General features: G+C 62.9%; 25 protein-coding genes. 20 read left to right on the top strand and 5 right to left on the bottom strand.

What is annotated here, in order from left to right; translation table 11 throughout:
- The first annotated feature begins 85 nt into the window (after window positions 1-85).
- On the top strand, window positions 86-637 hold the full coding sequence (locus LU682_RS08850; protein ID WP_010955000.1) for a 3'-5' exonuclease: 552 nt from the start codon (window positions 86-88) through the stop codon (window positions 635-637).
- A gap of 74 nt (window positions 638-711) precedes the next feature.
- Window positions 712-996, top strand: a complete 285-nt coding sequence (gene ppnP, locus LU682_RS08845; RefSeq protein WP_003254278.1) for a pyrimidine/purine nucleoside phosphorylase — start codon at window positions 712-714, stop codon at window positions 994-996.
- 114 nt (window positions 997-1110) lie between these two features.
- On the opposite strand, the gene LU682_RS08840 is transcribed toward ppnP, so the two are convergent.
- Complete coding sequence (locus tag LU682_RS08840) at window positions 1111-1803, bottom strand: alpha/beta family hydrolase (protein WP_010955001.1); 693 nt, start codon at window positions 1801-1803, stop codon at window positions 1111-1113.
- Window positions 1804-1853: 50 nt separating this feature from the next.
- Here LU682_RS08840 and ccoN (LU682_RS08835) point away from each other — a divergent pair, with 50 nt between their 5' ends.
- From ccoN (LU682_RS08835) to LU682_RS08760, 16 genes are all read left to right on the top strand, one after another.
- Entirely contained in the window at window positions 1854-3278 is a 1425-nt protein-coding gene (gene ccoN, locus LU682_RS08835) for a cytochrome-c oxidase, cbb3-type subunit I (protein ID WP_003254280.1), read from the top strand.
- A gap of 13 nt (window positions 3279-3291) precedes the next feature.
- Window positions 3292-3900: a cytochrome-c oxidase, cbb3-type subunit II gene (gene ccoO / locus LU682_RS08830; protein ID WP_010955002.1), complete on the top strand. Its 609-nt coding sequence runs from the start codon at window positions 3292-3294 to the stop codon at window positions 3898-3900.
- Window positions 3901-3905: 5 nt separating this feature from the next.
- Window positions 3906-4100, top strand: coding sequence for a cbb3-type cytochrome oxidase subunit 3 (locus tag LU682_RS08825; protein WP_010955003.1), 195 nt, complete (start codon window positions 3906-3908; stop codon window positions 4098-4100).
- Window positions 4097-5038 (top strand): cytochrome-c oxidase, cbb3-type subunit III, encoded by a 942-nt coding sequence (gene ccoP / locus LU682_RS08820; RefSeq protein ID WP_010955004.1) that lies wholly within the window; start codon window positions 4097-4099, stop codon window positions 5036-5038. Before LU682_RS08825 ends, ccoP (LU682_RS08820) begins: the two co-directional genes overlap by 4 nt.
- 456 nt (window positions 5039-5494) lie before the next feature.
- Window positions 5495-6937, top strand: a complete 1443-nt coding sequence (gene ccoN / locus LU682_RS08815; protein WP_003254284.1) for a cytochrome-c oxidase, cbb3-type subunit I — start codon at window positions 5495-5497, stop codon at window positions 6935-6937.
- Window positions 6937-7545 carry a cytochrome-c oxidase, cbb3-type subunit II gene (gene ccoO / locus LU682_RS08810; RefSeq protein ID WP_010955006.1) on the top strand — a complete coding sequence of 203 codons (609 nt, stop codon included), beginning with the start codon at window positions 6937-6939 and terminating at the stop codon, window positions 7543-7545. Before ccoN (LU682_RS08815) ends, ccoO (LU682_RS08810) begins: the two co-directional genes overlap by 1 nt.
- Before the next feature lie 5 nt (window positions 7546-7550).
- Window positions 7551-7742 carry a CcoQ/FixQ family Cbb3-type cytochrome c oxidase assembly chaperone gene (locus tag LU682_RS08805; RefSeq protein ID WP_003254287.1) on the top strand — a complete coding sequence of 64 codons (192 nt, stop codon included), beginning with the start codon at window positions 7551-7553 and terminating at the stop codon, window positions 7740-7742.
- Window positions 7739-8716 carry a cytochrome-c oxidase, cbb3-type subunit III gene (ccoP, locus tag LU682_RS08800; protein WP_010955007.1) on the top strand — a complete coding sequence of 326 codons (978 nt, stop codon included), beginning with the start codon at window positions 7739-7741 and terminating at the stop codon, window positions 8714-8716. The genes LU682_RS08805 and ccoP (LU682_RS08800) overlap by 4 nt, the downstream gene beginning before the upstream one ends.
- A gap of 296 nt (window positions 8717-9012) precedes the next feature.
- Window positions 9013-10428: a cytochrome c oxidase accessory protein CcoG gene (ccoG, locus tag LU682_RS08795; RefSeq protein ID WP_010955008.1), complete on the top strand. Its 1416-nt coding sequence runs from the start codon at window positions 9013-9015 to the stop codon at window positions 10426-10428.
- A gap of 15 nt (window positions 10429-10443) precedes the next feature.
- Complete coding sequence (locus LU682_RS08790) at window positions 10444-10974, top strand: FixH family protein (RefSeq protein WP_010955009.1); 531 nt, start codon at window positions 10444-10446, stop codon at window positions 10972-10974.
- Window positions 10975-11110: 136 nt separating this feature from the next.
- Complete coding sequence (locus LU682_RS08785; protein ID WP_049588199.1) at window positions 11111-13585, top strand: heavy metal translocating P-type ATPase; 2475 nt, start codon at window positions 11111-11113, stop codon at window positions 13583-13585.
- Window positions 13564-13779 carry a cbb3-type cytochrome oxidase assembly protein CcoS gene (gene ccoS / locus LU682_RS08780; protein ID WP_010955011.1) on the top strand — a complete coding sequence of 72 codons (216 nt, stop codon included), beginning with the start codon at window positions 13564-13566 and terminating at the stop codon, window positions 13777-13779. Before LU682_RS08785 ends, ccoS begins: the two co-directional genes overlap by 22 nt.
- The gene (locus LU682_RS08775) at window positions 13736-14455 is read left to right on the top strand and encodes a sulfite exporter TauE/SafE family protein (protein WP_246745721.1); all 720 of its coding nucleotides are present in this window, start codon (window positions 13736-13738) and stop codon (window positions 14453-14455) included. Before ccoS ends, LU682_RS08775 begins: the two co-directional genes overlap by 44 nt.
- Before the next feature lie 105 nt (window positions 14456-14560).
- A complete protein-coding gene (gene hemN / locus LU682_RS08770; RefSeq protein WP_010955013.1) occupies window positions 14561-15943 on the top strand; it encodes an oxygen-independent coproporphyrinogen III oxidase in 1383 nt (460 codons plus the stop codon).
- A 186-nt stretch (window positions 15944-16129) separates the two neighbouring features.
- Window positions 16130-16864 carry a Crp/Fnr family transcriptional regulator FnrA gene (gene fnrA / locus LU682_RS08765; RefSeq protein ID WP_003254301.1) on the top strand — a complete coding sequence of 245 codons (735 nt, stop codon included), beginning with the start codon at window positions 16130-16132 and terminating at the stop codon, window positions 16862-16864.
- A gap of 55 nt (window positions 16865-16919) precedes the next feature.
- Window positions 16920-17468 (top strand): adenine phosphoribosyltransferase, encoded by a 549-nt coding sequence (locus tag LU682_RS08760; RefSeq protein WP_009683910.1) that lies wholly within the window; start codon window positions 16920-16922, stop codon window positions 17466-17468.
- 118 nt (window positions 17469-17586) lie between these two features.
- Here the strand turns inward: LU682_RS08760 and recR are convergent, their stop codons facing one another.
- The 3 genes from recR to dnaX form a co-directional block, all read right to left on the bottom strand.
- The gene (recR, locus tag LU682_RS08755) at window positions 17587-18189 is read right to left on the bottom strand and encodes a recombination mediator RecR (RefSeq protein ID WP_003254304.1); all 603 of its coding nucleotides are present in this window, start codon (window positions 18187-18189) and stop codon (window positions 17587-17589) included.
- A 296-nt stretch (window positions 18190-18485) separates the two neighbouring features.
- Entirely contained in the window at window positions 18486-18821 is a 336-nt protein-coding gene (locus LU682_RS08750; RefSeq protein ID WP_003254305.1) for a YbaB/EbfC family nucleoid-associated protein, read from the bottom strand.
- 63 nt (window positions 18822-18884) lie between these two features.
- Window positions 18885-20960, bottom strand: a complete 2076-nt coding sequence (gene dnaX, locus LU682_RS08745; protein WP_010955014.1) for a DNA polymerase III subunit gamma/tau — start codon at window positions 20958-20960, stop codon at window positions 18885-18887.
- Window positions 20961-21081: 121 nt separating this feature from the next.
- Here dnaX and LU682_RS08740 point away from each other — a divergent pair, with 121 nt between their 5' ends.
- Window positions 21082-21888, top strand: a complete 807-nt coding sequence (locus LU682_RS08740) for a substrate-binding periplasmic protein (protein ID WP_010955015.1) — start codon at window positions 21082-21084, stop codon at window positions 21886-21888.
- A gap of 195 nt (window positions 21889-22083) precedes the next feature.
- Here LU682_RS08740 and LU682_RS08735 read toward each other — a convergent pair whose 3' ends face one another.
- Window positions 22084-22359: a hypothetical protein gene (locus tag LU682_RS08735; protein ID WP_049588194.1), complete on the bottom strand. Its 276-nt coding sequence runs from the start codon at window positions 22357-22359 to the stop codon at window positions 22084-22086.
- Between the two features lie 456 nt (window positions 22360-22815).
- On the opposite strand from LU682_RS08735, the gene LU682_RS08730 reads away from it, so the two are divergent.
- Entirely contained in the window at window positions 22816-23010 is a 195-nt protein-coding gene (locus LU682_RS08730; RefSeq protein ID WP_020193510.1) for a hypothetical protein, read from the top strand.
- Window positions 23011-23034: the final 24 nt, after the last annotated feature.

Here is a 23034-nt window from a genome sequence, read left to right as displayed (position 1 = left end):
TGCCAAAGCAGGCGGCAAAATGCCATAGGATGCCGTATGCCCGGACATTGGCTACGCTCTAGCAGGATCTGCAGGGGAGCCTGGTATGGGCCATTGGTTGGTGATCGACCTGGAAGCCACCACCGACGATGGTGGGTGGCCGGTTACAGAGATGGAAGTCATTGAAATCGGCGCAAGCCTGGTTACCCGCGAAGGCCGCGAGGTCGACCATTTCCAGCGTTTTGTAAAGCCACGGCGGCGGCCGCAGCTGACCCCGTTCTGCCGTGAGCTGACCCACATCAGCCAGGCCGACGTGGACAGCGCCGCGCCGTTTCGCGAGGTGTGGGCAAGCTTCGAGCGCTGGCTGGGGCACCACCGCGGGCAGCTTCAGGCCTGGGTCAGCTGGGGCGACTACGACCGCCAGCAACTGCACCAGGAGTGGCAGCAGTACAGCCTCGACAGCCTGCTGCGCACATTGCCGCACATCAACCTCAAGCAACGCTTTGCCAAGGCCCGCCACCTGCAGCGCCCCACCGGCCTGAACGGCGCCCTGCAACTGGCCGGCATGCACTTTTGCGGGCAACAGCACAGGGCCCTGGAAGATGCGCGCAACACGGCGCGACTATTACCGTTGACCCTGCCCGCCAACGGCCCCTGAAAGCAGATGACGACGCCTGTGGGCTTGGGCATACTGGCCAGCCCTTTTTCAGCACCTCTTTTCAGGAGTCGCCCATGTTCCAGGTCAACGAGTACTTCAACGGCACCGTCAAGTCGATCGCATTCTCGGGCGAAGAAGGCCCGGCCACTGTCGGCGTCATGGCTCCGGGCGAATACGAATTCGGCACTGCCAAGCGCGAGATCATGCATGTGGTATCGGGCGCGCTGACCGTGAAACTGCCAGGTAGCGACAACTGGGAAACCTTCAACGCCGGTGACAAGTTCAACGTGCCGGCTGACAGCAAGTTCCAGCTGCAGGTGAAGGTGGATACCGCTTACCTGTGCGAATACCGCGACTAAGCGCCGGCCTGTTCCGGCCTCTTCGCGGGTAAACCCGCTCCTACAGGGTGCTGAGCCGACCTTCGATGTTGTGCGGTCCTTGTAGGTGCGGGTTTACCCGCGAAGAATCCAGCACTAATCCTTCAGAAAATCAGCAACGCGTTCAGCCGCCGCCTGCAAATGCTGCTCATGGCTGAACCCCGAAGCCTTCAACGGCTTCAGGTCATGGTCCCCCGCCACTAGCCAGCTCACCTCGATCGCCGGCGACAACGCATACCCCGCCACCGCCTCGCGGTTACCCAGCGCATCCCGCTCGCCCTGCACGATCAACGTCGGTGTCTTCAACTCGGCCAGGTGCTCTACCCGTGGCTTCTCGGGCTTACCCACCGCGTAGAACGGATAGCCCAGGCACACCAGCGCATCCGCGCCCAGTTCGTCGGCCAGCAGGCTCGCCATGCGCCCGCCCATGGACTTGCCCCCCACGGCCAGCTTGCCCGCGACCAAAGGTCGCACTTGCCGGTACACCTCACGCCAGCATTCAAGCAACACCTTCTGCGGGTTCGGCGGCCGCTTGCCACCGGTAACCCTGCGCTCGGCCATGTACGGGAACTCGAAGCGCACTACCGCTACCCCAAGAGCCGCAAGCCTTTGCGCCATTTCGTCCATGAACCCGCTGTCCATCGGCGCGCCCGCGCCATGGGCCAGAATCAGGCACCCCTTGTAGTCATCCTGACCTGCAACCCGCGGAGGATCGCAGCGCAAGCCTGGGACATTTGCGACCTTCGCCCATTGATCCCCGTCAATACCGGCACTTTGCCCATTAATCATGCTTGCCTCGCTGTAAAGCCTGCCAAATAACCGTGGATGGGAACCCATACATGAACACAACCAGCAGTACCGCCTATAACTACAAGGTGGTCCGCCAATTCGCCATCATGACGGTGGTGTGGGGAATCGTCGGGATGGGGCTCGGCGTCTTCATCGCCGCCCAGCTCGCCTGGCCGTCCCTAAACTTCGACCTCCCCTGGACCAGCTTCGGCCGCCTGCGCCCCCTGCATACCAATGCGGTGATCTTCGCGTTCGGCGGCTGCGCACTGTTCGCCACCTCCTATTATTCGGTGCAACGCACCTGCCAGACCACCCTGTTTGCACCGGGCCTGGCCGCGTTCACGTTCTGGGGCTGGCAACTGGTTATCCTGCTGGCGGCCATCAGCCTGCCGCTGGGCTACACCAGCTCCAAGGAATACGCCGAACTGGAATGGCCGATCGACATTCTGATCACCATCGTCTGGGTGGGCTACGCCATCGTGTTCTTTGGCACGCTGATGAAGCGCAACACCAAACACATCTACGTCGGCAACTGGTTCTTCGGCGCCTTCATCCTGACCGTGGCACTGCTGCACATCGTCAACAACCTGGAGCTGCCGGTCAGCCTGACCAAATCCTATTCGGTCTACGCTGGCGCCACCGATGCCATGGTGCAATGGTGGTACGGCCATAACGCGGTGGGCTTCTTCCTGACCGCAGGCTTCCTGGGGATGATGTACTACTACGTGCCCAAGCAGGCCGAACGGCCGGTGTATTCGTATCGCTTGTCGATCGTGCACTTCTGGGCGCTGATCACCCTGTACATCTGGGCCGGCCCGCACCACTTGCACTACACCGCCCTGCCCGATTGGGCGCAGTCGCTGGGCATGGTGATGTCGCTGATCCTGCTGGCGCCAAGCTGGGGCGGCATGATCAACGGCATGATGACCCTGTCGGGCGCCTGGCACAAACTGCGCAGCGACCCGATCCTTCGCTTCCTGGTGGTGTCACTGGCGTTCTACGGCATGTCCACCTTCGAAGGCCCGATGATGGCCATCAAGACGGTCAACGCCCTGTCCCACTACACCGACTGGACCATCGGCCACGTCCACGCCGGCGCCCTCGGCTGGGTAGCGATGATCTCGATCGGCGCGCTGTACCACACCATCCCCAAAGTGTTCGGCAAAGAACGCATGTACAGCCTCGGCCTGATCAATGCGCACTTCTGGCTGGCCACCATCGGTACCGTGCTGTACATCGCCTCGATGTGGGTCAACGGCATCGCCCAGGGCCTGATGTGGCGCGCGGTCAACAGCGACGGCACGCTCACCTACTCGTTCGTGGAAACCTTGGTGGCCAGCCACCCAGGCTTCGTCGTGCGCTTCGTCGGCGGCGCGATCTTCCTCAGCGGCATGTTCCTGATGGCCTGGAACACCTGGCGCACCGTGCGTTCGCCAGCGCTTGACGTCGCCCCTGCGAACGCCCAGTTGGCTTGAGGAGAAACGCCTGATGAAACATGAAGTCATCGAGAAAAACGTCGGCCTGATGGCCCTGCTGATGGTATTTGCCGTCAGCATCGGCGGCCTGACCCAGATCGTCCCGCTGTTCTTCCAGGACGTCACCAACAAACCGGTCGAAGGCATGAAGCCCTACACCGCGCTGCAACTGGAAGGCCGCGATGTCTACATCCGCGAAGGTTGCGTGGGCTGTCACTCGCAGATGATCCGCCCGTTCCGCGCCGAAACCGAGCGTTACGGCCACTACTCGGTGGCCGGTGAAAGCGTGTGGGACCACCCGTTCCTGTGGGGCTCCAAGCGCACTGGGCCGGACCTGGCCCGAGTCGGTGGCCGCTACTCGGACGACTGGCACCGTGCGCACCTGTACAACCCGCGCAACGTGGTGCCGGAGTCGAAGATGCCGTCCTACCCGTGGCTGGTTGCCCAGCCGGTCGACAACAGCCACACCGACGTCAAGATGCGCACCCTGCGCACCCTGGGCGTGCCGTACACCGACGACGACATTGCCGGCGCCCGTGAAGCGGTCAAAGGCAAGACCGAGATGGATGCACTGGTCGCCTACCTGCAGGTGCTCGGCACCGCGATCAAGAACAAGAGGTGAGTGCGATGGAAATGGACATCGGCATGATCCGCGGGCTGGGCACCCTGGTGGTGATGATTGCCTTCATCGGCCTCACCCTGTGGGTCTTCAACCGCCGCCGCGACCGTGATTTCGCCGAAGCGCGCCTGCTGCCCTTCGTCGACGACCGCCTGCCCACTGCCGGGCAGGAGCCTGCTGCAAAAAGGAGTAACGGGCAATGACCACCTTCTGGAGTACGTACATCAGCGTACTGACCATCGGTAGCCTGATTGGCCTGACCTGGCTGCTGCTCGCCACGCGCAAGGGCCAGAGCAACAACACCACCGACGAGACCATGGGCCACAGCTTCGACGGCATAGAGGAGTACGACAACCCGCTGCCCAAGTGGTGGTTCTGGCTGTTCGTTGGCACCTTGGCGTTCTCGGTCGGCTACCTGATCCTCTACCCAGGCCTGGGCAACTGGAAAGGCATCCTGCCGGGCTATGAAAATGGCTGGACTGGCGCCAATGAATGGCAGAAGGAAATGGACAAGGCCGATGCCAGGTTCGGTCCGATCTTCGCCAAATACGCCGCCATGCCCGTAGAAGAAGTGGCGAAGGACCCGCAGGCGCTGAAAATGGGCAGCCGCCTGTTTGCCTCCAACTGCTCGGTGTGCCACGGTTCCGACGCCAAGGGCGCCTTCGGCTTCCCCAACCTCACCGACAATGACTGGCGCTGGGGCGGCGATCCGGAAACCATCAAGACCAGCATCATGAGCGGTCGCCATGGCGTGATGCCGGCCTGGGCCGAAGTGATCGGTGACCAGGGCGTGGCCGATGTGGCTGCGTTCGTGGTCAGCAAACTCGATGGCCGCACACTGCCTGAGGGCGCGAAGGCCGATGTGGAGAACGGGCAGAAGATCTTCGCAGCCAACTGCGTGGCCTGCCACGGGCCGGAAGGCAAAGGTACGCCCGCCATGGGCGCTCCGAACCTGACCCATCCGCAGGCGTTTATCTACGGTTCGAGCTTTGCCCAGCTGCAGCAGACCATTCGTTATGGTCGCCAGGGGCAAATGCCGGCGCAGGCCGAGATCCAGGGGAATGACAAGGTGCACCTGCTGGCGGCTTACGTGTATAGCCTGTCGCAGGATGGTTCGGCTGAGGCTGTGACGGCCAAGTGAGTTCGCCGAAAGGCATTTGCCGCCTGTGAGATCGAGCGCCGCCCGCGCGGCGCTCGATATCCGCCCCACCATAACCATCAAACCTTACACCCCCGCCCCACCATCCCCCTCAAACCATACCCCCACCGCCGCCCCCTTCCCTTGCACCCCCACCGAACACAACTAAGCTTGTTGCCTCAGTGGGCTTCGCTCCGAAAGGACCGATGCAGACGCGGCGCATGGCCTGTCGCCGCCCCAGAAAAAGCTTGACCGATCGATCAGAAAAAGATGAAAAACGGTACACATTACAAATATTTATTTGTGTACAATCGCCCAGACCCGATCCCTGCGGGACATCAGTGAACGGGTCTGGACACGGGTCGGCGTACCAAAGTTGCGTTGCGGTAACCTTGCTGGTTATCAATACTGGCGCCGATTTTTCGACCAACAAGAACATCAAAACCGTGGAACCTTAGAATGAGCACAGCAATCAGTCCGACTGCTTATAACTATAAGGTCGTCCGCCAGTTCGCCATCATGACGGTGGTCTGGGGGATCCTTGGCATGGGCCTCGGCGTCTTCATCGCCTCGCAGCTGGTGTGGCCGCAGCTGAACCTGGACCTTCCCTGGACCAGCTTCGGCCGCCTGCGCCCGCTGCACACCAACCTGGTGATCTTCGCCTTCGGGGGCTGTGCGCTGTTCGGCACCAGCTACTACGTGGTGCAGCGCACCTGCCAGACCCGGCTGATCTCCGACAGCATGGCCGCCTTCACCTTCTGGGGTTGGCAAGCCGTGATCGTCGGCGCGCTGATCACCCTGCCGATGGGCTACACCACCACCAAGGAATACGCCGAGCTGGAGTGGCCGCTGGCGATCCTGCTGGCCATCGTCTGGGTTACCTACGGGCTGGTGTTCTTCGGCACTATCGTCAAACGCAAGACCAAGCACATCTATGTCGGCAACTGGTTCTACGGTGCGTTCATCGTGGTCACCGCGATGCTGCACATCGTCAACCACATCTCGCTGCCGGTGAGCCTGTTCAAGTCGTACTCGGCCTACTCCGGCGCCACCGACGCGATGATCCAGTGGTGGTACGGCCACAACGCCGTGGGCTTCTTCCTCACCACCGGCTTCCTGGGGATGATGTACTACTTCGTGCCCAAGCAGGCCGAGCGGCCGATCTACTCGTATCGCTTGTCGATCGTGCACTTCTGGGCGCTGATCACCCTGTACATCTGGGCCGGCCCGCATCACCTGCACTACACCGCCCTGCCTGACTGGGCGCAGTCGCTGGGCATGGTAATGTCGATCATCCTGCTGGCGCCAAGCTGGGGCGGCATGATCAACGGCATGATGACCCTGTCGGGCGCCTGGCACAAACTGCGCACCGACCCGATCCTGCGCTTCCTGGTGGTGTCGCTGGCGTTCTACGGCATGTCCACCTTCGAAGGCCCGATGATGGCCATCAAGACCGTGAACTCACTGTCGCACTACACCGACTGGACCATCGGCCACGTCCACGCCGGCGCCCTCGGCTGGGTGGCAATGATTTCGATCGGCGCCGTGTACCACATGATCCCGAAACTCTACGGCCGCGAGCAGATGCACAGCATCGGCCTGATCAACGCGCACTTCTGGCTGGCCACCATCGGTACCGTACTGTACATCGCCTCGATGTGGGTCAACGGCATCACCCAGGGCCTGATGTGGCGCGCCATCAACGATGACGGCACCCTCACCTACTCCTTCGTCGAAGCCCTGCAGGCCAGCCACCCCGGCTACATCGTCCGCGCCCTGGGCGGAGCGTTCTTCGCCAGCGGCATGCTGCTGATGGCCTACAACGTGTTCCGTACCGTACGTGCCGCCAACCCGGCACAGGCTGAAGAGGCCGCCAAGATCGTCGTTGTGGGAGCGCACTGATGAAGCATGAAGCCGTCGAGAAGAACATAGGCCTGCTGGCCTTCTTCATGGTCATCGCCGTGAGCGTCGGTGGCCTGACCCAGATCGTCCCGCTGTTTTTCCAGGACGTCACCAACAAGCCGGTCGAGGGCATGAAGCCGCGCACCGCGCTGGAGGTGGAAGGCCGCGATATCTACATCCGCGAAGGCTGCGTGGGCTGCCACTCGCAGATGATCCGCCCGTTCCGTGCCGAAACCGAGCGTTACGGCCACTACTCGGTAGCCGGTGAAAGCGTGTGGGATCACCCGTTCCTGTGGGGCTCCAAGCGTACCGGCCCGGACCTGGCCCGCGTCGGCGGCCGCTACTCCGATGACTGGCACCGAGCGCACCTGTACAACCCGCGCAACGTGGTACCGGAATCGAAGATGCCTTCCTACCCGTGGCTGGTCGAGAACAAGCTCGACGGCAAGGACACCGCGAAGAAGATGGAAGTGCTGCGCACACTCGGCACCCCGTACACCGACGCCGACATTGCCGGCGCACGTGACGCGGTCAAGGGCAAGACCGAAATGGACGCCATCGTCGCGTACCTGCAAGGTCTTGGCACCATCATCAAGAGCAAACGGTGACGCTGATGGATATCGGGATGATTCGCGGCCTGGGCACCGTCGTGGTGATGGTGGCGTTCGTGGGCCTGGCGCTATGGGTGTTCAACCCACGGCGTAAAAAGGACTTCGACGAAGCGACCCAACTGCCCTTCGCGGATGACCCCGAGGCCACCCGGCACGTCGAGCAAGCAAAAGCTTCTGGGAGCAAACAACAATGACAACCTTCTGGAGTCTGTACGTTACCGTCCTGACCCTGGGCACCATCTTCTCGTTGACCTGGCTGCTGCTGTCGACCCGCAAGGGCCAGCGCGAAGAGGTTACCGACGAAACCGTCGGGCATGCCTTCGATGGCATCGAGGAATACGACAACCCGCTGCCGCAATGGTGGTTCTGGCTGTTCGTCGGCACCATCGTCTTCGCCCTCGGTTACCTGGTGCTGTACCCGGGCCTGGGCAACTGGAAAGGCGTCCTGCCGGGCTATTCGTACCTGGATAACGACAAGCAGACCGAGTTTTCCAACGGCCAGCCGGGCTGGACCGGCGTGCATGAATGGGAAAAGGAAATGGCCAAGGCCGACGCCCGCTTCGGGCCGATCTTCGCCAAGTTCGCGGCCATGCCGATCGAAGAAGTGGCCAAGGACCCGCAGGCATTGAAAATGGGTGCGCGGCTGTTCGCCTCCAACTGCTCGGTGTGCCACGGTTCCGACGCCAAGGGCGCCTTCGGCTTCCCCAACCTCACCGACAATGACTGGCGCTGGGGCGGCGAGCCGGAAACCATCAAGACCACCATCATGGCCGGTCGCCATGGCGTGATGCCGGCCTGGGCCGAAGTGATCGGTGACCAGGGCGTGGCCGATGTGGCTGCGTTCGTGGTCAGCAAACTCGATGGCCGCACACTGCCTGAGGGTGCGAAGGCCGATGTGGAGAACGGGCAGAAGATCTTCGCAGCCAACTGCGTGGCCTGCCACGGGCCGGAAGGCAAAGGTACGCCCGCCATGGGCGCTCCGAACCTGACCCACCCGCAGGCGTTCATCTACGGCTCGAGCTTTGCCCAGTTGCAGCAGACCATTCGTTATGGCCGCCAGGGGCAGATGCCGGCCCAGGAACAACTGCAGGGCAACGACAAGGTGCACTTGCTGGCGGCTTACGTCTACAGCCTGTCGCACCAGGCTGAGCCGGCCAAGGCTGAGTAAGGCAGGCCTGGCCTCTTCGCGGGTAAACCCGCTCCTACACAGGATCCTTGTAGGAGCGGGTTTACCCGCGAAGAGGCCGGTACTGGCACAGCATTTCTCGCAGGCAAGTGACCTGGATCAATTGACACCCGCCATAACACGTTTCATACCACGAACCCAACGCGACTAAAGGTCGCAGTGCGAACCCATACTGCCATCAGCGGCGTATCATGGGCCGCAGAGCGCTAGCAGATTGCGCGAGACTGCGGCCCGCACGCACAGGCCGCGGCGTTTCTCCACTGCCGTGGGACTTGATGATGAGCAAGCAAATTCCGGTACATGATGTGACCCCGCCTGCCAACAAAGGGAAGGATTCCGTCGACCTCTACGCTTCCCGGGAAAAGATCTACACCCGCGCCTTCACCGGCCTGTTCCGTCGCCTGCGCATGGTCGGCGGTGCAGTGCTGTTCCTGCTGTACTTCGGCACCGTGTGGCTGAACTGGGAGGGGCACCAGGCCGTGTGGTGGAACCTGCCCGAGCGCAAGTTCTACATCTTCGGCGCCACCATCTGGCCGCAGGACTTCATCCTGCTCTCGGGCATTCTCATCGTCGCCGCCTTCGGCCTGTTCTTCATCACGGTGTTCGCTGGCCGGGTGTGGTGCGGCTACACCTGCCCGCAAAGCGTGTGGACCTGGATTTTCATGTGGTGCGAAAAGATCACCGAGGGTGACCGCAACCAGCGCATGAAGCTCGACAAAGCCCCCATGAGCGGCAACAAGTTCCTGCGCAAATTCGCCAAGCACAGCCTGTGGCTGCTGATCGGCTTTGTCACCGGCATGACCTTTGTCGGCTACTTCTCGCCGATCCGTGAACTGGCGATCGAATTCTTCACGGGCCAGGCCGATGGCTGGGCCTACTTCTGGGTCGGCTTCTTCACCCTCGCCACTTACGGCAACGCCGGCTGGCTACGCGAACAGGTGTGCGTGTACATGTGCCCCTATGCCCGCTTCCAGAGCGTGATGTTCGACAAGGACACGCTGATCGTGTCCTACGACCCACGCCGTGGCGAAACCCGCGGCCCGCGCAAGAAAGATACCGACTACAAGGCCCAGGGCCTGGGTGACTGCATCGACTGCACCATGTGCGTGCAGGTCTGCCCGACCGGCATCGACATCCGTGACGGCCTGCAGATCGAGTGCATCGGCTGCGCCGCCTGCATCGATGCCTGCGACAGCATCATGGACAAGATGAACTACCCCAAAGGGCTGATCAGCTACACCACCGAGCACAACCTGTCCGGGCAGAAGACCCACATGCTGCGCCCCCGTCTGATCGGCTATGCCGTGGTACTGCTGGTGATGATGATCGGGTTGGCGACGGCCTTCGCCACCCGTTCGCTGGTCGGTTTCGACGTCAGCAAAGACCGCGTGTTGTACCGCGAAAACGCCCAGGGCCGGATCGAGAACGTGTACAGCCTGAAGGTAATGAACAAGGATCAGCGCGATCACCTCTACGTGCTGGACGCCGCCGGCCTGCCGGACCTCAAGCTCGAAGGCCAGCGCGAGATCCGCGTGGCCGCTGGTGACATCGTCAGCCTTCCCGTGCAGCTGTCGGTTGCCCCCGAGAAGCTGCCATCGACCACCAACGAAATCACCTTCATCCTCAAGAGCGCCGACGACAGCGACGCCCAGGTTGAAGCCAAGAGCCGTTTCATCGGCCCACAGATCCGCTAAGAGAGATAACGCACAATGCCTGCCGCCACCGCCGCCAGCCCCTGGTACAAGCACCTCTGGCCCTGGATCATCATCGGCATCCTCACCACCTCGGTGTGCCTGAGCCTGACCATGGTCAGCATCGCTGTGCACAACCCGGACAACCTGGTGAACGACAACTACTACGAGGCCGGCAAGGGCATCAACCGCTCGCTGGACCGCGAGCTGCTGGCGCAGCAGTTGGGCCTGAAAGCCAGCGTGCATCTGGACGAACTGACCGGCGAAGTGGACCTGCGCCTGACCGGTAGCAGTGGCCCGCAAAACCTGGAACTGAACCTGATTTCGCCGACCCAGCCAGAGAAGGACCGCAAGGTGCTGCTGAGCCGGGTCGAAGCAGGGCGCTATGTGGGGCAGCTGGAAGACAAGGTTGACGGGCGCCGTTTTGTCGAACTGCTGGGTAGCGAAGGGGGCCAGGTATGGCGCCTGTTCGAAGAGGAAAAAGTGGCGCATGGTGTGACCTTGCAGTTGGGTGACGAAGCCCTGCAAGGCGCCGAACACCAACAGTAGCAACACCGCAAATCCCTGTGGGAGCGGGCACGCCCGCGAATGCGATAGCTCAGGCAAAGGTATTTCCAGGTCTGACGCATTCGCGGGCGCGCCCGCTCCCACAGGGTTTCCTATCTGCCTGAGCAGTGTCTGCCCTATGACCCAACCGACCCCCTGCTACCACTGCGCCCTGCCCGTCCCCACCGGCAGCCGCTTCACCGCCGTGGTCCTCGGCCAGCCCCGGCAGTTCTGCTGCCCCGGCTGTCAGGCGGTGGCCGAGTCGATCGTCGCTGGAGGCCTGGAACATTACTACCAACACCGCAGCGACAACAGCGCCAACCCCGAAGCCCTGCCCAAACAACTACAGGACGAACTGGCCCTGTACGACCGCAGCGACGTGCAGCAAACCTTCGTCCGCCACCAGGGTGAGCTGGCCGAAACCACCTTGCTTGTCGAGGGCATCAGCTGCGCCGCCTGCGGCTGGCTGATCGAAAAGCACCTGCGCAACCTGCCCGGTGTCGCCGAAGCGCGCCTGAACCTGTCCAATCACCGCCTGCTGCTGAACTGGGATGACAAGCAGCTACCGCTGTCGCGCCTCCTCGCCGAACTTCGCCAGATCGGCTACGCCGCCCACCCCTACCAGCCTGACCAGGCCGCCGAGCAATTGGCCCGGGAAAACCGCAGCGCCCTACGCCGCCTGGGCGTGGCCGGGCTGCTGTGGTTCCAGGCGATGATGGCGACCATGGCCACTTGGCCGGAATTCAACATCGACCTGACACCCGAGTTGCATGCCATCCTGCGCTGGGTGGCGCTGTTCCTGACAATTCCCATCGTGTTCTACAGCTGCGCGCCCTTCTTCAAGGGCGCGGCGCGCGACTTGCGAACGCGCCACCTGACCATGGACGTTTCGGTGTCGCTGGCCATTGGCCTGGCGTTCGGTGCCGGCATCTGGACAGCCATCACTGGCAGCGGCGAGCTTTATTTCGACACGGTGGGCATGTTCGCCCTGTTCCTGCTGACCGGCCGCTACCTGGAGCGCCGCGCCCGCGAGCGCACAGCGGCGGCCACTGCACAGCTGGTCAACCTGCTGCCAGCCTCATGCCTGCGCCTGGACGCCATCGGGCGCAGCGAACGCATCCTGCTCAGCGAGTTACAGTGCGGCGACACCGTGCAGGTGCTGCCCGGCGCGGTCATCCCTGCCGACGGGCGCATCGTCGAGGGCCGCTCCAGCGTCGACGAATCGCTGCTGACCGGCGAGTATCTGCCGCAACCACGCCGGGTGGGTGAGCGGGTCACTGGCGGTACGCTGAACGTTGAAAGCGCGCTGAATGTGGAAGTGGAAGCCCTCGGCCATGACTCACGCTTGTCGGCCATCGTCCGCCTGCTGGAACGCGCCCAGACCGAAAAACCGCGCCTGGCGGAAATCGCCGACCGCGCCTCGCAGTGGTTCCTGCTGTTCTCGCTGCTGGCCGCCGTTGCCATCGGCCTGTGGTGGTGGCACCTGGACCCGACACGGGCGTTCTGGATCGTACTGGCCATGCTCGTGGCCACCTGCCCTTGTGCCCTGTCTTTGGCTACGCCAACCGCACTGACCGCCGCCACCGGAACCCTGCACAAGCTTGGCCTGCTGGTGACCCGCGGCCACGTGCTGGAAGGCCTGAACCAGATCGACACGGTGATCTTCGACAAGACCGGCACACTGACCGAGGGCCGCCTGACCTTGCGCAGCATCCGCCCGCTCGGCAGCCAGGCCGCCGACCGCTGCCTGGCCCTGGCCGCGGCGCTGGAAAACCGCTCTGAACACCCCATCGCTCGCGCCTTTGGTCGTACCGCCACACCTGCCGATGACGTACAGAGCGTACCCGGCCTGGGCCTGGAGGGGGTGGTCGACGGCCAGCGCCTGCGCATTGGTCAGGCTACCTTCGTCTGCGCCTTGAGTGGTGCGGAAATCCCCGCTGTACCCGAGCCGCGCGGCCAGTGGCTGCTGCTGGGCGACCGCCAGGGGCCACTGGCCTGGTTCGGCCTGGATGACCGCCTGCGCGACGATGCCCCGGCCCTGCTCGCTGCCTGCAAGGCGCGGGGCTGGCACACCCTGCTGCTGTCGGGCGACAGCTCGCCGATGGTTGCCGAAGTGGCCGCGCAGCTGGGTATCGACCAGGCCATTGGCGGCCTGCGCCCGGATGACAAACTGGACCGCCTGAAAGCCCTGCAGGCTGACGGGCGCAAGGTGCTGATGCTCGGCGACGGGGTCAACGATGTACCGGTACTGGCCGCCGCCGATATCAGCATCGCCATGGGCAGCGCCACCGACCTGGCCAAGACCAGTGCCGACGCCGTCTTGCTGTCCAACCGCCTGCAAGCGCTGGTGCAGGCGTTCGAGCTGGCCCGCCGCACCCGCCGCAACATCCTCGAGAACCTGCTGTGGGCGACCCTGTATAATGGCCTGATGTTGCCGTTCGCCGCGCTCGGCTGGATCACGCCGGTGTGGGCCGCCATCGGCATGTCGGTCAGCTCGCTGATCGTGGTGCTCAACGCCCTGCGCCTGACCCGAATGCCCGTGGCCTCGGGCCCGCTGCCCCACGAAGCCCCTTTACCCGGGAGGAAGTCGCCATGCCCGCCCTCTATGTCATGATCCCGGCAGCCCTGCTGCTGGTCGGCGTGGCCGTGTACATCTTCTTCTGGGCGGTAGACAGCGGTCAGTACGACGACCTTGAAGGCCCCGCCCACAGCATCCTGTTCGACGATCAGGACCCGCGCCACCAGGCGGCAGTGAAGCCTGACGATGCCGCAGCCGACACCGACAAGGAACCACCACCCCGTGCCTGACCTGCTTGCGCTGCTGGGCTCGGCACTGGTCCTTGGCCTGCTAGGGGGCGGTCACTGCCTGGGCATGTGCGGTGGCCTGATGGGCGCACTAACCTTGGCCATCCCCCCCGAACAACGCGGCAAGCGCCTGCGCCTGTTGCTGGCGTACAACCTGGGGCGCATTTTCAGCTATGCCTGCGCCGGCCTGTTGCTGGGCCTGGCCGGCTGGGCCGTGGCCAGCAGCCCGGCAGCGCTGGCGCTGCGGGTGGTCGCGGCACTGCTGCTGATTGCCATGGGCCTGTACCTGGCCGGCTGGTGGAGCGGGCTGACCCGTATCGAGGCACTGGGCCGCGGGCTGTGGCGGCATATCCAGCCGGTGGCGTCGCGATTGCTGCCAGTGTCCAGCCTCCCTCGGGCATTGCTGCTGGGCGCCCTCTGGGGCTGGCTGCCGTGCGGGCTGGTGTACAGCACCCTGCTGTGGGCGGCCAGCCAGGGCAATGCCGGCTACAGCGCCGGGTTGATGCTGGCGTTCGGGGTGGGCACCTGGCCGGTGTTGCTGGCAACCGGGCTGGCTGCCGAACGGATGAACGCCCTGTTGCGGCGACGCAGCGTGCGAGTGGCAGGCGGTGTGCTGGTGATGCTATTCGGTATCTGGACCCTGCCGGGCCCACACCAGCACTGGCTGATGGGCCATTGACGGGGGCTGCAAAGCAGCCCCAATGCCCTTGATACAAATCAACACAGTTTCCTACAGACGGCCATAGACTCCGGTGCACTGCTGCTCTTTCCGGGGACTACCCTCATGCTCGACGACCTCCGTTGGGATACCGACCTGATCCGCCGCTACGATCTCGCCGGGCCACGCTACACCTCTTACCCAACCGCCGTGCAACTGCACAGCGAGGTGGGTTCGTTCGACCTGCTCAACGCCCTGCGCGAGAGCCGACGGGCCGTGCGCCCGCTGTCGCTGTACGTGCATGTGCCGTTCTGCGCCAACATCTGCTACTACTGCGCCTGCAACAAGGTCATCACCAAAGACCGCGCCCGCGCTGCGCCCTACCTGCAGCGCCTGGAGCAGGAAATCCAGCTGGTCGCCTGCCACCTGGACCCTAAACAACGTGTTGAACAGTTGCATTTTGGCGGCGGCACACCGACCTTCCTCAGCCATGTGGAACTGCGCCAGCTGATGGCCACCCTGCGCCAGCACTTCCACCTGCTGGACGACGATTCCGGCGACTACGGCATCGAGATCGATCCTCGCGAAGCCGACTGGTCGACCATGGGCCTGCTTCGCGAACTGGGCTTCAACCGCGTCAGCCTGGGTGTACAGGACCTCGACCCGGCCGTGCAGCGCGCGATCAACCGCCTGCAGAGCCTGGAACAGACCCGTACCCTGATCGAGGCTGCGCGCACGCTGCAGTTTCGCTCGGTCAACCTCGACCTGATCTACGGCCTGCCCAAGCAAACCCCGGAAGGCTTTGCCCGCACCGTGGAAGAAGTGATCCGCCTGCAGCCCGACCGCCTGTCGGTGTTCAACTATGCCCACCTGCCCGAGCGCTTCATGCCGCAACGGCGCATCGACAGCAACGACCTGCCCAGCGCCGCCGCCAAGTTGGAGATGCTGCACGCCACCATCGACCAACTGACCGCCGCCGGTTACCGCTACATCGGCATGGACCACTTCGCCCTGCCCGACGACGAACTGGCCATTGCCCAGGAAGAAGGCACCTTGCAGCGCAACTTCCAGGGCTACACCACCCACGGGCACTGCGACCTGATTGGCCTGGGCGTGTCGGCGATCAGCCAGATCGGCGACCTGTACTGCCAGAACAGCAGTGACCTCAACACCTACCAGGACAGCCTGTCCAACGCCCAGCTGGCCACCCAGCGCGGCTTGCTGTGCAACCACGACGACCGCATACGCCGGGCAGTGATCCAGCAACTGATCTGCCATTTCGAGCTGGATTTCGAACCCATCGAACAGGCTTTCACCCTGGATTTTCGCGGTTACTTCAACGACCTCTGGCCCGAGCTGCTGACCTTGCAGCGCGACGGCCTGATCAGCCTGGACGACAAGGGCATTCGCATCCTGCCCGCCGGCCGGCTGCTGGCGCGCTCGGTATGCATGGTGTTCGACGCGTATCTGGCGATGCACAACCGCCAGCGTTTCTCGCGAGTGATCTGAAAAACAAGGCGTTCAACCGCATGGACAAGCTTCCTTGTCAGGCACACTATGAGCACACAAGGACTCCCGGCAGGCCACCTGCCGGGGTTTCGCCAGCGCGCACCATCATCGCGCACACTGGCCTACACCCTGTGTCGTGAGTTACCCTTACGACTTATGTGTGCTTTCCCACAAGGATCGATTCAAATGTCCGAGCCAGTCAAACTGCGCCCACACAACCAGGCCCATTGCAAGGACTGCAGCCTGGCCCCCCTGTGCCTGCCTCTTTCGCTGAACCTGGAAGACATGGACGCGCTGGATGAAATCGTCAAACGCGGGCGGCCGCTCAAGAAAGGCGAGTTCCTGTTCCGCCAGGGTGACAGTTTTGGCTCGGTCTACGCAGTACGGTCCGGGGCCCTGAAAACCTTCAGCCTCAGCGACAGCGGCGAAGAGCAGATCACGGGCTTCCACCTGCCCAGCGAACTGGTCGGCCTGTCGGGCATGGATACCGAGGCCTACCCGGTATCGGCCCAGGCTCAGGAAACCACTTCGGTGTGTGAAATCCCCTTCGAGCGGCTGGACGAGCTGTCGGTGCAACTGCCACAGCTACGCCGCCAGCTGATGCGGGTAATGAGCCGTGAAATCCGCGACGACCAGCAAATGATGCTGCTGCTGTCGAAAAAGACCGCCGACGAGCGCATTGCCACCTTCCTGGTCAACCTGTCGGCGCGCTTCCGCGCCCGCGGCTATTCGGCCAATCAGTTCCGCCTGAGCATGTCGCGCAACGAAATCGGCAATTACCTTGGCCTGGCGGTAGAAACCGTGTCGCGGGTGTTCACCCGCTTCCAGCAGAACGGCCTGCTGCGCGCCGAGGGCAAGGAAGTGCACATCCTCGACCCGATCCAGCTGTGCGCGCTGGCAGGTGGTGCAATCGAGGCCTGACGCTGGTCTTTAGCGGGTATACTTGGGCATTCGTTTTCCCAGGATACCCGCAACAATGCACAGCGACGCCTTCGACCTCAAAGCCCTGATCCGCCCGGTAGTGGACTTCCCCAAACCGGGCGTGATCTTCCGCGACATTACCCCGTTATTCCAGTCGCCACGCGGGCTGCGCTATGTGGCCGACCAGTTCATCGAGCGCTATGTCGAGGCGGAATTCAGCCACATCGGCGCCATGGACGCGCGGGGCTTCCTGATCGGCTCGATCATCGCCCACCAGCTGAACAAGCCGCTGATCCTGTTCCGCAAGCAGGGCAAGCTGCCAGCCGACGTGTTGAGCGAGGGTTACCAGACCGAGTACGGCGAGGCCTTCCTGGAAGTGCATGCCGACAGCCTGTGTGAAGGCGACTCGGTGCTGATCTTCGATGACCTGATTGCTACTGGCGGTACGCTTCTGGCGGCGGCCAACCTGGTGCGTCGTACCGGGGCGCAGGTGTTCGAGGCGGCGGCGATCATCGACCTGCCGGAACTGGACGGGTCGCGTCGGTTGCAAGCGGCCGGGGTGCCTACCTTCTGCCTGACCGAGTTTTCCCTCAGCGAGTATTGAGTGGGCTTTTGGGGCTGCTTTGCAGCCCATTCGCGGGTAAACCCGCTCCTACGAAAGCCGCGTATGTTTTGTAGGCGCGGGTTTACCCGCGAATGGGCCGCCAAGCGGCCCCAATGAATCAGAGCGAAATGGGCCGGCGCCCTGCAAAGGCATGGGCCAGGGTACCGCCGTCCACCATCTCCAGCTCGCCGCCCAGTGGCACACCATGGGCAATGCGAGACGCCACCAAGCCCTTCTCGCTCAGCAACTGGGCAATGTAATGCGCCGTCGCCTCCCCCTCCACTGTCGGGTTGGTCGCCAGGATCACCTCGGTAAAGGTGCCCTGCTCTTCGATCCGCGCCATCAGCTGCGGAATACCGATTGCCTCAGGCCCCAGGCCATCCAGCGGCGACAGGTGCCCCTTGAGCACGAAGTAACGGCCACGGTAGCCAGTCTGCTCCACCGCATACACATCGGTCGGCCCCTCGACCACGCACAGCTGTGTGTCGTCACGGCGCGGGTCGGCGCACTGCGGGCACAGCTCCTGCTCGGTGAGGGTGCGACACTGGCGGCAATGCCCTACCCCTTCCATGGCCTGGGTCAAGGCCTGAGCCAGGCGCAGCCCGCCACTGCGGTCGCGCTCGAGCAGTTGCAGGGCCATGCGCTGGGCGGTTTTCTGACCGACACCTGGCAAGATGCGCAGGCCGTCGATCAGTTGGCGGATGAGAGGGCTGAAGCTCATGGGAAAGGCCTGACAATTCAATAAGAGGCGGTTTATACCCAGCGGGGGCGGTGGCGTCAAATCACCTCGCCCAAAGCCTGCAAGGTCTGCTTTTTTGTGGGAGCGGCCTTGTGTCGCGAAAGGGCTGCGAAGCAGCCCCGGCACTCTGTGCTGCGAAGCTGAAATCCCGGGGCCGCTTCGCGCCCCTTTCGCGACACAAGGCCGCTCCCACAAAAAAGCAGACCGCAACTGGGTTGAAATCTCCGCAAAAAAAACCGCCACTGTTGTCAGCGGCGGTTTTGAGTATCGCAATGCCCTTAGAACGGCATCTTGAAGCCCGGCGGCAGCTGCATGCCGGCGGTCATGCCGCCCATCTTTTCCTGACTGCTCTGCTCGACCTTGCGCACTGCGTCGTTCAGCGCAGCGGCAATGAGGTCCTCCAGTACTTCCTTGTCGTCTTCATCAGTCGACATCAGGCTCTGGTCGATGCTGACGCGCTTGACGTCGTGACGACCGGTCATCACCACGCTCACCAGACCGCCACCCGACTGACCGGTGACTTCGGCGTTGGCCAGTTCTTCCTGCATCTTCTGCATTTTTTCCTGCATCTGCTGGGCCTGCTTCATCAGGCCGGCCATGCCACCTTTCATCATGGGGTATACCTCGATTGGGTCATGTGATGCGGCCCGGCACCGGGCCGGCCGCATGGTTATCCATTACTGGCCCTGACTAGCCAGGGCTTCTACAGGCTCAATAGTATCCTGCCGCACCTTGGCGCCGAACAACTTGATCATCTGCTGGATCAACGGATCCTGCTCGATCGACGCGACGGCGTCCTGCTGGCGCTCGGCTCGCTTGCGTGCCGCCGCCTGAGCCGGGGTTTCCTGCTCTGGCAGGATCAGCTCGATGCGCAGGTTCAGCGTGCGCCCCAGGTGCTGGTTGAGCGCTTCGTTCAGGCGCCGCTGCTGGGTGGCGTTGAACAGCGCCCCCTGGCCAGGGTCCAGGTGCAGCAACCAGTCGTCGCCATCGGCGGCAATCAGCGTACAGTTTGCCGCGATGTTGCCTGTCATCCCGGACACAGGCAACTGTGGGAATAATTCCAGCCATTGCAAGGCCAGGCCGGTGGCCGGTTTGGCTGCCGGCAACGGTTCGGCAGCCGGTTTGGACACGTCTTCCTGAACATGTTCGGCCAATTCGTCCAGGTAGCTGAAACCTGCCGGATCGCTTTCGCCACCGTAATAGTCTTCGTCAAGCGGCGGCTCATCGTCGCGCTCCATCCCCACGGCAGCGTAGGCAGACGGGTCGAAAGGCGGCTCGTCGTGTGCCGGGGCGGCCTGTGTGGGCGCCACCGGGGCAACAGGCTCGGGCGCAGGTGCCGGTTCAGGCGCAGGTTCAGCCGCTAACGGCGCGGGGGCAACGGCAGGCTCTTCCCACGGCAGGTCGACCACTTCGGCGACCGGCTCAGGTACGGAGATGGCCTCGGCTTCGGCCTTCAGCTCAACATCTGCCTCGGCCTCCGGCTCATGATCAGCCGTCGCGGGTGCTGGCACCTCCAGCTGCGGGGCTTGCGCAACAGGCTCCGCCGGCACAGCCGCGACAGGCGGTGAAAGCGCGACCGGCGCCGCAGCTGCCACCTGCCCTGCAGGATCAGCTGTGGCCTGGCTGATCCCCGTTGGCTTTAGCACCGGCTTCGGTGCGTCGTCCGTGTCTGCCGGGCGGAACGCCAGCATACGCAGCAGCACCATCTCGAAGCCACCGCGCGGGTCCGGCGCAAGGGGCAGATCACGGCGGCCAATCAGGCCCATCTGATAATAGAACTGCACATCCTCGGCCGGCAGCGCCGAAGCCAGCGCCAATACCCGCTCGCGATCACCCTGGCCGTTGTCTACCGCTTCGGGCAGCGCCTGGGCAATGGCTACACGGTGCAGCACATTGAGCATTTCGGCCAGAACGCCCGACCAGTCCGGCCCTTGCTCGGCCAGATTACGCACGGCCTCCAGCAAAGCCCTGGCATCGCCTTCGAGCAGTGCCTGCAAGACCCCATACACCTGGCCATGGTCGAGGCTACCCAACATGGCACGTACATCGGCGGCCAGTACCTTGCCTTCACCGAAGGCGATGGCCTGGTCGGTCAGGCTCATGGCATCACGCATGGAGCCGTCGGCCGCCCGCCCCAGCAGCCACAGGGCATCTTCCTCGAACGGCACGTTCTCGGCGGCAAGTACGTGGCTGAGGTGCTCCACCACCCGCTCCGGGCTCATGTTCTTCAACGAGAACTGCAGGCAGCGCGACAGGATGGTGGCCGGCAGCTTCTGCGGGTCGGTGGTGGCGAGGATGAACTTGACGTAGGGCGGCGGCTCTTCCAGCGTCTTGAGCAAGGCGTTGAATGAGTGGGTCGAGAGCATGTGCACTTCGTCGATCAGGTAGACCTTGAAGCGCCCACGGCTAGGGGCGTACTGCACGTTATCGAGCAGTTCGCGAGTGTCCTCTACCTTGGTACGGCTGGCGGCGTCGATCTCGATCAGGTCGACGAAACGGCCTTCGTCGATTTCCCGGCACACCGAACAGGTGCCACAGGGCGTGGAGGTGATGCCGGTTTCACAGTTCAGGCACTTGGCGATAATACGGGCGATGGTCGTCTTGCCCACCCCGCGGGTACCGGTGAACAGGTAGGCATGGTGCAGGCGCTGGTTGTCCAAGGCATTGATCAAGGCCTTGAGCACATGGGTCTGGCCGACCATTTCGCGGAACGAGCGCGGACGCCATTTTCGTGCAAGAACCTGATAACTCATCGAAAAACCATCGTAGCCTGATCGAGCGGAAGATCGCTAATGCTAGCGGAGCGGGGGCAAAATTGCACCCTGCGCAACTCGTCTAAGCTTGGAATGGCGCATTGTCCAGGGAGGATTGCCTTTGCGAAGACTGCTGGCCCTGTTACTGCTGTGGTCTACAAACAGCCTGGCTGACCAGCCGGTGCTGCGCTTCTCCGTAGCCGAGAGCTGGAGCATGCCCCTGGTACGCATCGAAGGCGATCAGCCAGTGGAGGGATTGCTTTACGACCTGATGCAAGCCGTTGCCAGGCAAGTGGGCGCTCGCCCCGAGTTCCACGTCATGGCCCGCCTGCGCCTGGAGGAGGCCATGAGCAGCGGCGATATTGATGTGCGTTGCTACGTCAGTACCCAGTGGCTCAACGACCGTCCAAGGGATTTTGTGTGGAGTATCCCGCTGATTCATCAGCGCGACGTACTGGTTGGCCGCCCCGGCGACAGCACCCCGATGCCCCCGGAGCAACTGCCACCCCAGGCGATCGGCACGGTGCTGGGCTACACCTATTCAACCCTGCAACCACTGCTGGACCACGGCCAGTTGCACCGTGAGGACAGCCGCAACCAGTTGCTGGTACTGCAAAAGCTGCAGGCCGGCCGGTATCGCCATGCGGTGAGCAACCAGTTGTCGTTGCAGTGGTTCAACCAAGGGTTGCCAGCGGAGCAGCAATTGCAAGCGCTGGCGGTGCTGGACGAACAGGATTTGGGGTGCATGGTGCGCAACGATCCGGCGATACCGACACAAGGGCTGTTGCGGGCGTTGGTAAGGATGAAGCAGTCGGGGGAGATAGAGCGGATTTTGCAGCGGTATGAAGCGACGGGCGACCCGGACAGTATGTCTGTGGCCCGGCCCGAAATACCCAGCAAAATGCCGGCACACAGCCAGCGCAACTAACGGCCCTGCTCATTTCGCGACCGCTTGCGCAACTGTCTTGCTCAATTTCTAAAAGCTGGCGCGATCCCTGTGGGAGCGGGCTTGCCCGCGAACACGGGCGAAGCCCGTGCCATCCACCGCGCTATATTCTTCGCGGGCATGCCCGCTCCCACAGCATTGTGCGGCACATTCACAATCTCTATCACAAACTCAACGTCACCGGCCTTTACGTTCAAACGCCACGCTGACAGCATCCGCCTGCCCCCAGGCAATCTGCATGGCCCGCAACCCATGCTCCAATAACTGCCTGGTTTCTTCGTCCTGAATACGCTCAAGCGCCCGCCGGCTATCGCTGTAGGCGAACATCAGGTAGTGGGAAACATTCATCAACGCGAACTCCATCGGGACGATGCCTTCGCTGATCGCGCGGGAAAGGGATTTGCCTTGGGGAAGATCGAAGACGTGGGGCGGATCGGGGACCAGTTTTTTCATGAGTTCACCATACCGGGCTGATAGCACCCTTTCGCTTCCACACTTAGGGTGACAGTTGTACGCGGGGTGGAAGACCAGGGGTATGGCAAACCCGGCAGGCCCGAAGGCCTCCCACGCACAACCGTCATATCGACAGCCGCCAAACCACCCAGGCTTCCACACCCGATCGCTGAACTGACAGCGACCGAAAAAGCCTAGTGGGCGAGGTTGACCGGGACAATCAGGCGGGAGTCGACGGAGATCGTAGGATAATTCGCTATACCTACCTGACATGTAGGAGCTTTCTTCGATTGATATCAGATCCGTCTAAAATTACTCCGACGTGACATACATGACGATCTTGATCGCAATTGGACTACAACACTCACTGGAAGACGGCGGTTTCGCGACCGAACCAAACCGCACACAATCAAGCCCGCCCCCCAGCACCTTCGCCGCAACAGAATAGACAGCCCGATGCATCAGGATGATCGTGAACATCTCGAACTTGAGAAGTTACAAAATGAAGGCCGCAAGTTAAGGGCCGAGGCACAGAAATTTGTAGCGGAAGCGCGTAAGCTCCGGCAGGAGGCGTTCTGGTACCCAATCGCAACGGGTTCAGCAGTTGTCACGACCATAGTTGGCGTAATGGCACTGGCCAGCAAGCTCTGAGCTTCGATTAATCCAGCCACAAGG

Source organism: Pseudomonas alloputida, from assembly GCF_021283545.2.
Taxonomy (GTDB): domain Bacteria; phylum Pseudomonadota; class Gammaproteobacteria; order Pseudomonadales; family Pseudomonadaceae; genus Aquipseudomonas; species Aquipseudomonas alloputida.
This window is presented reverse-complemented; position numbering and strand designations above follow the sequence as displayed.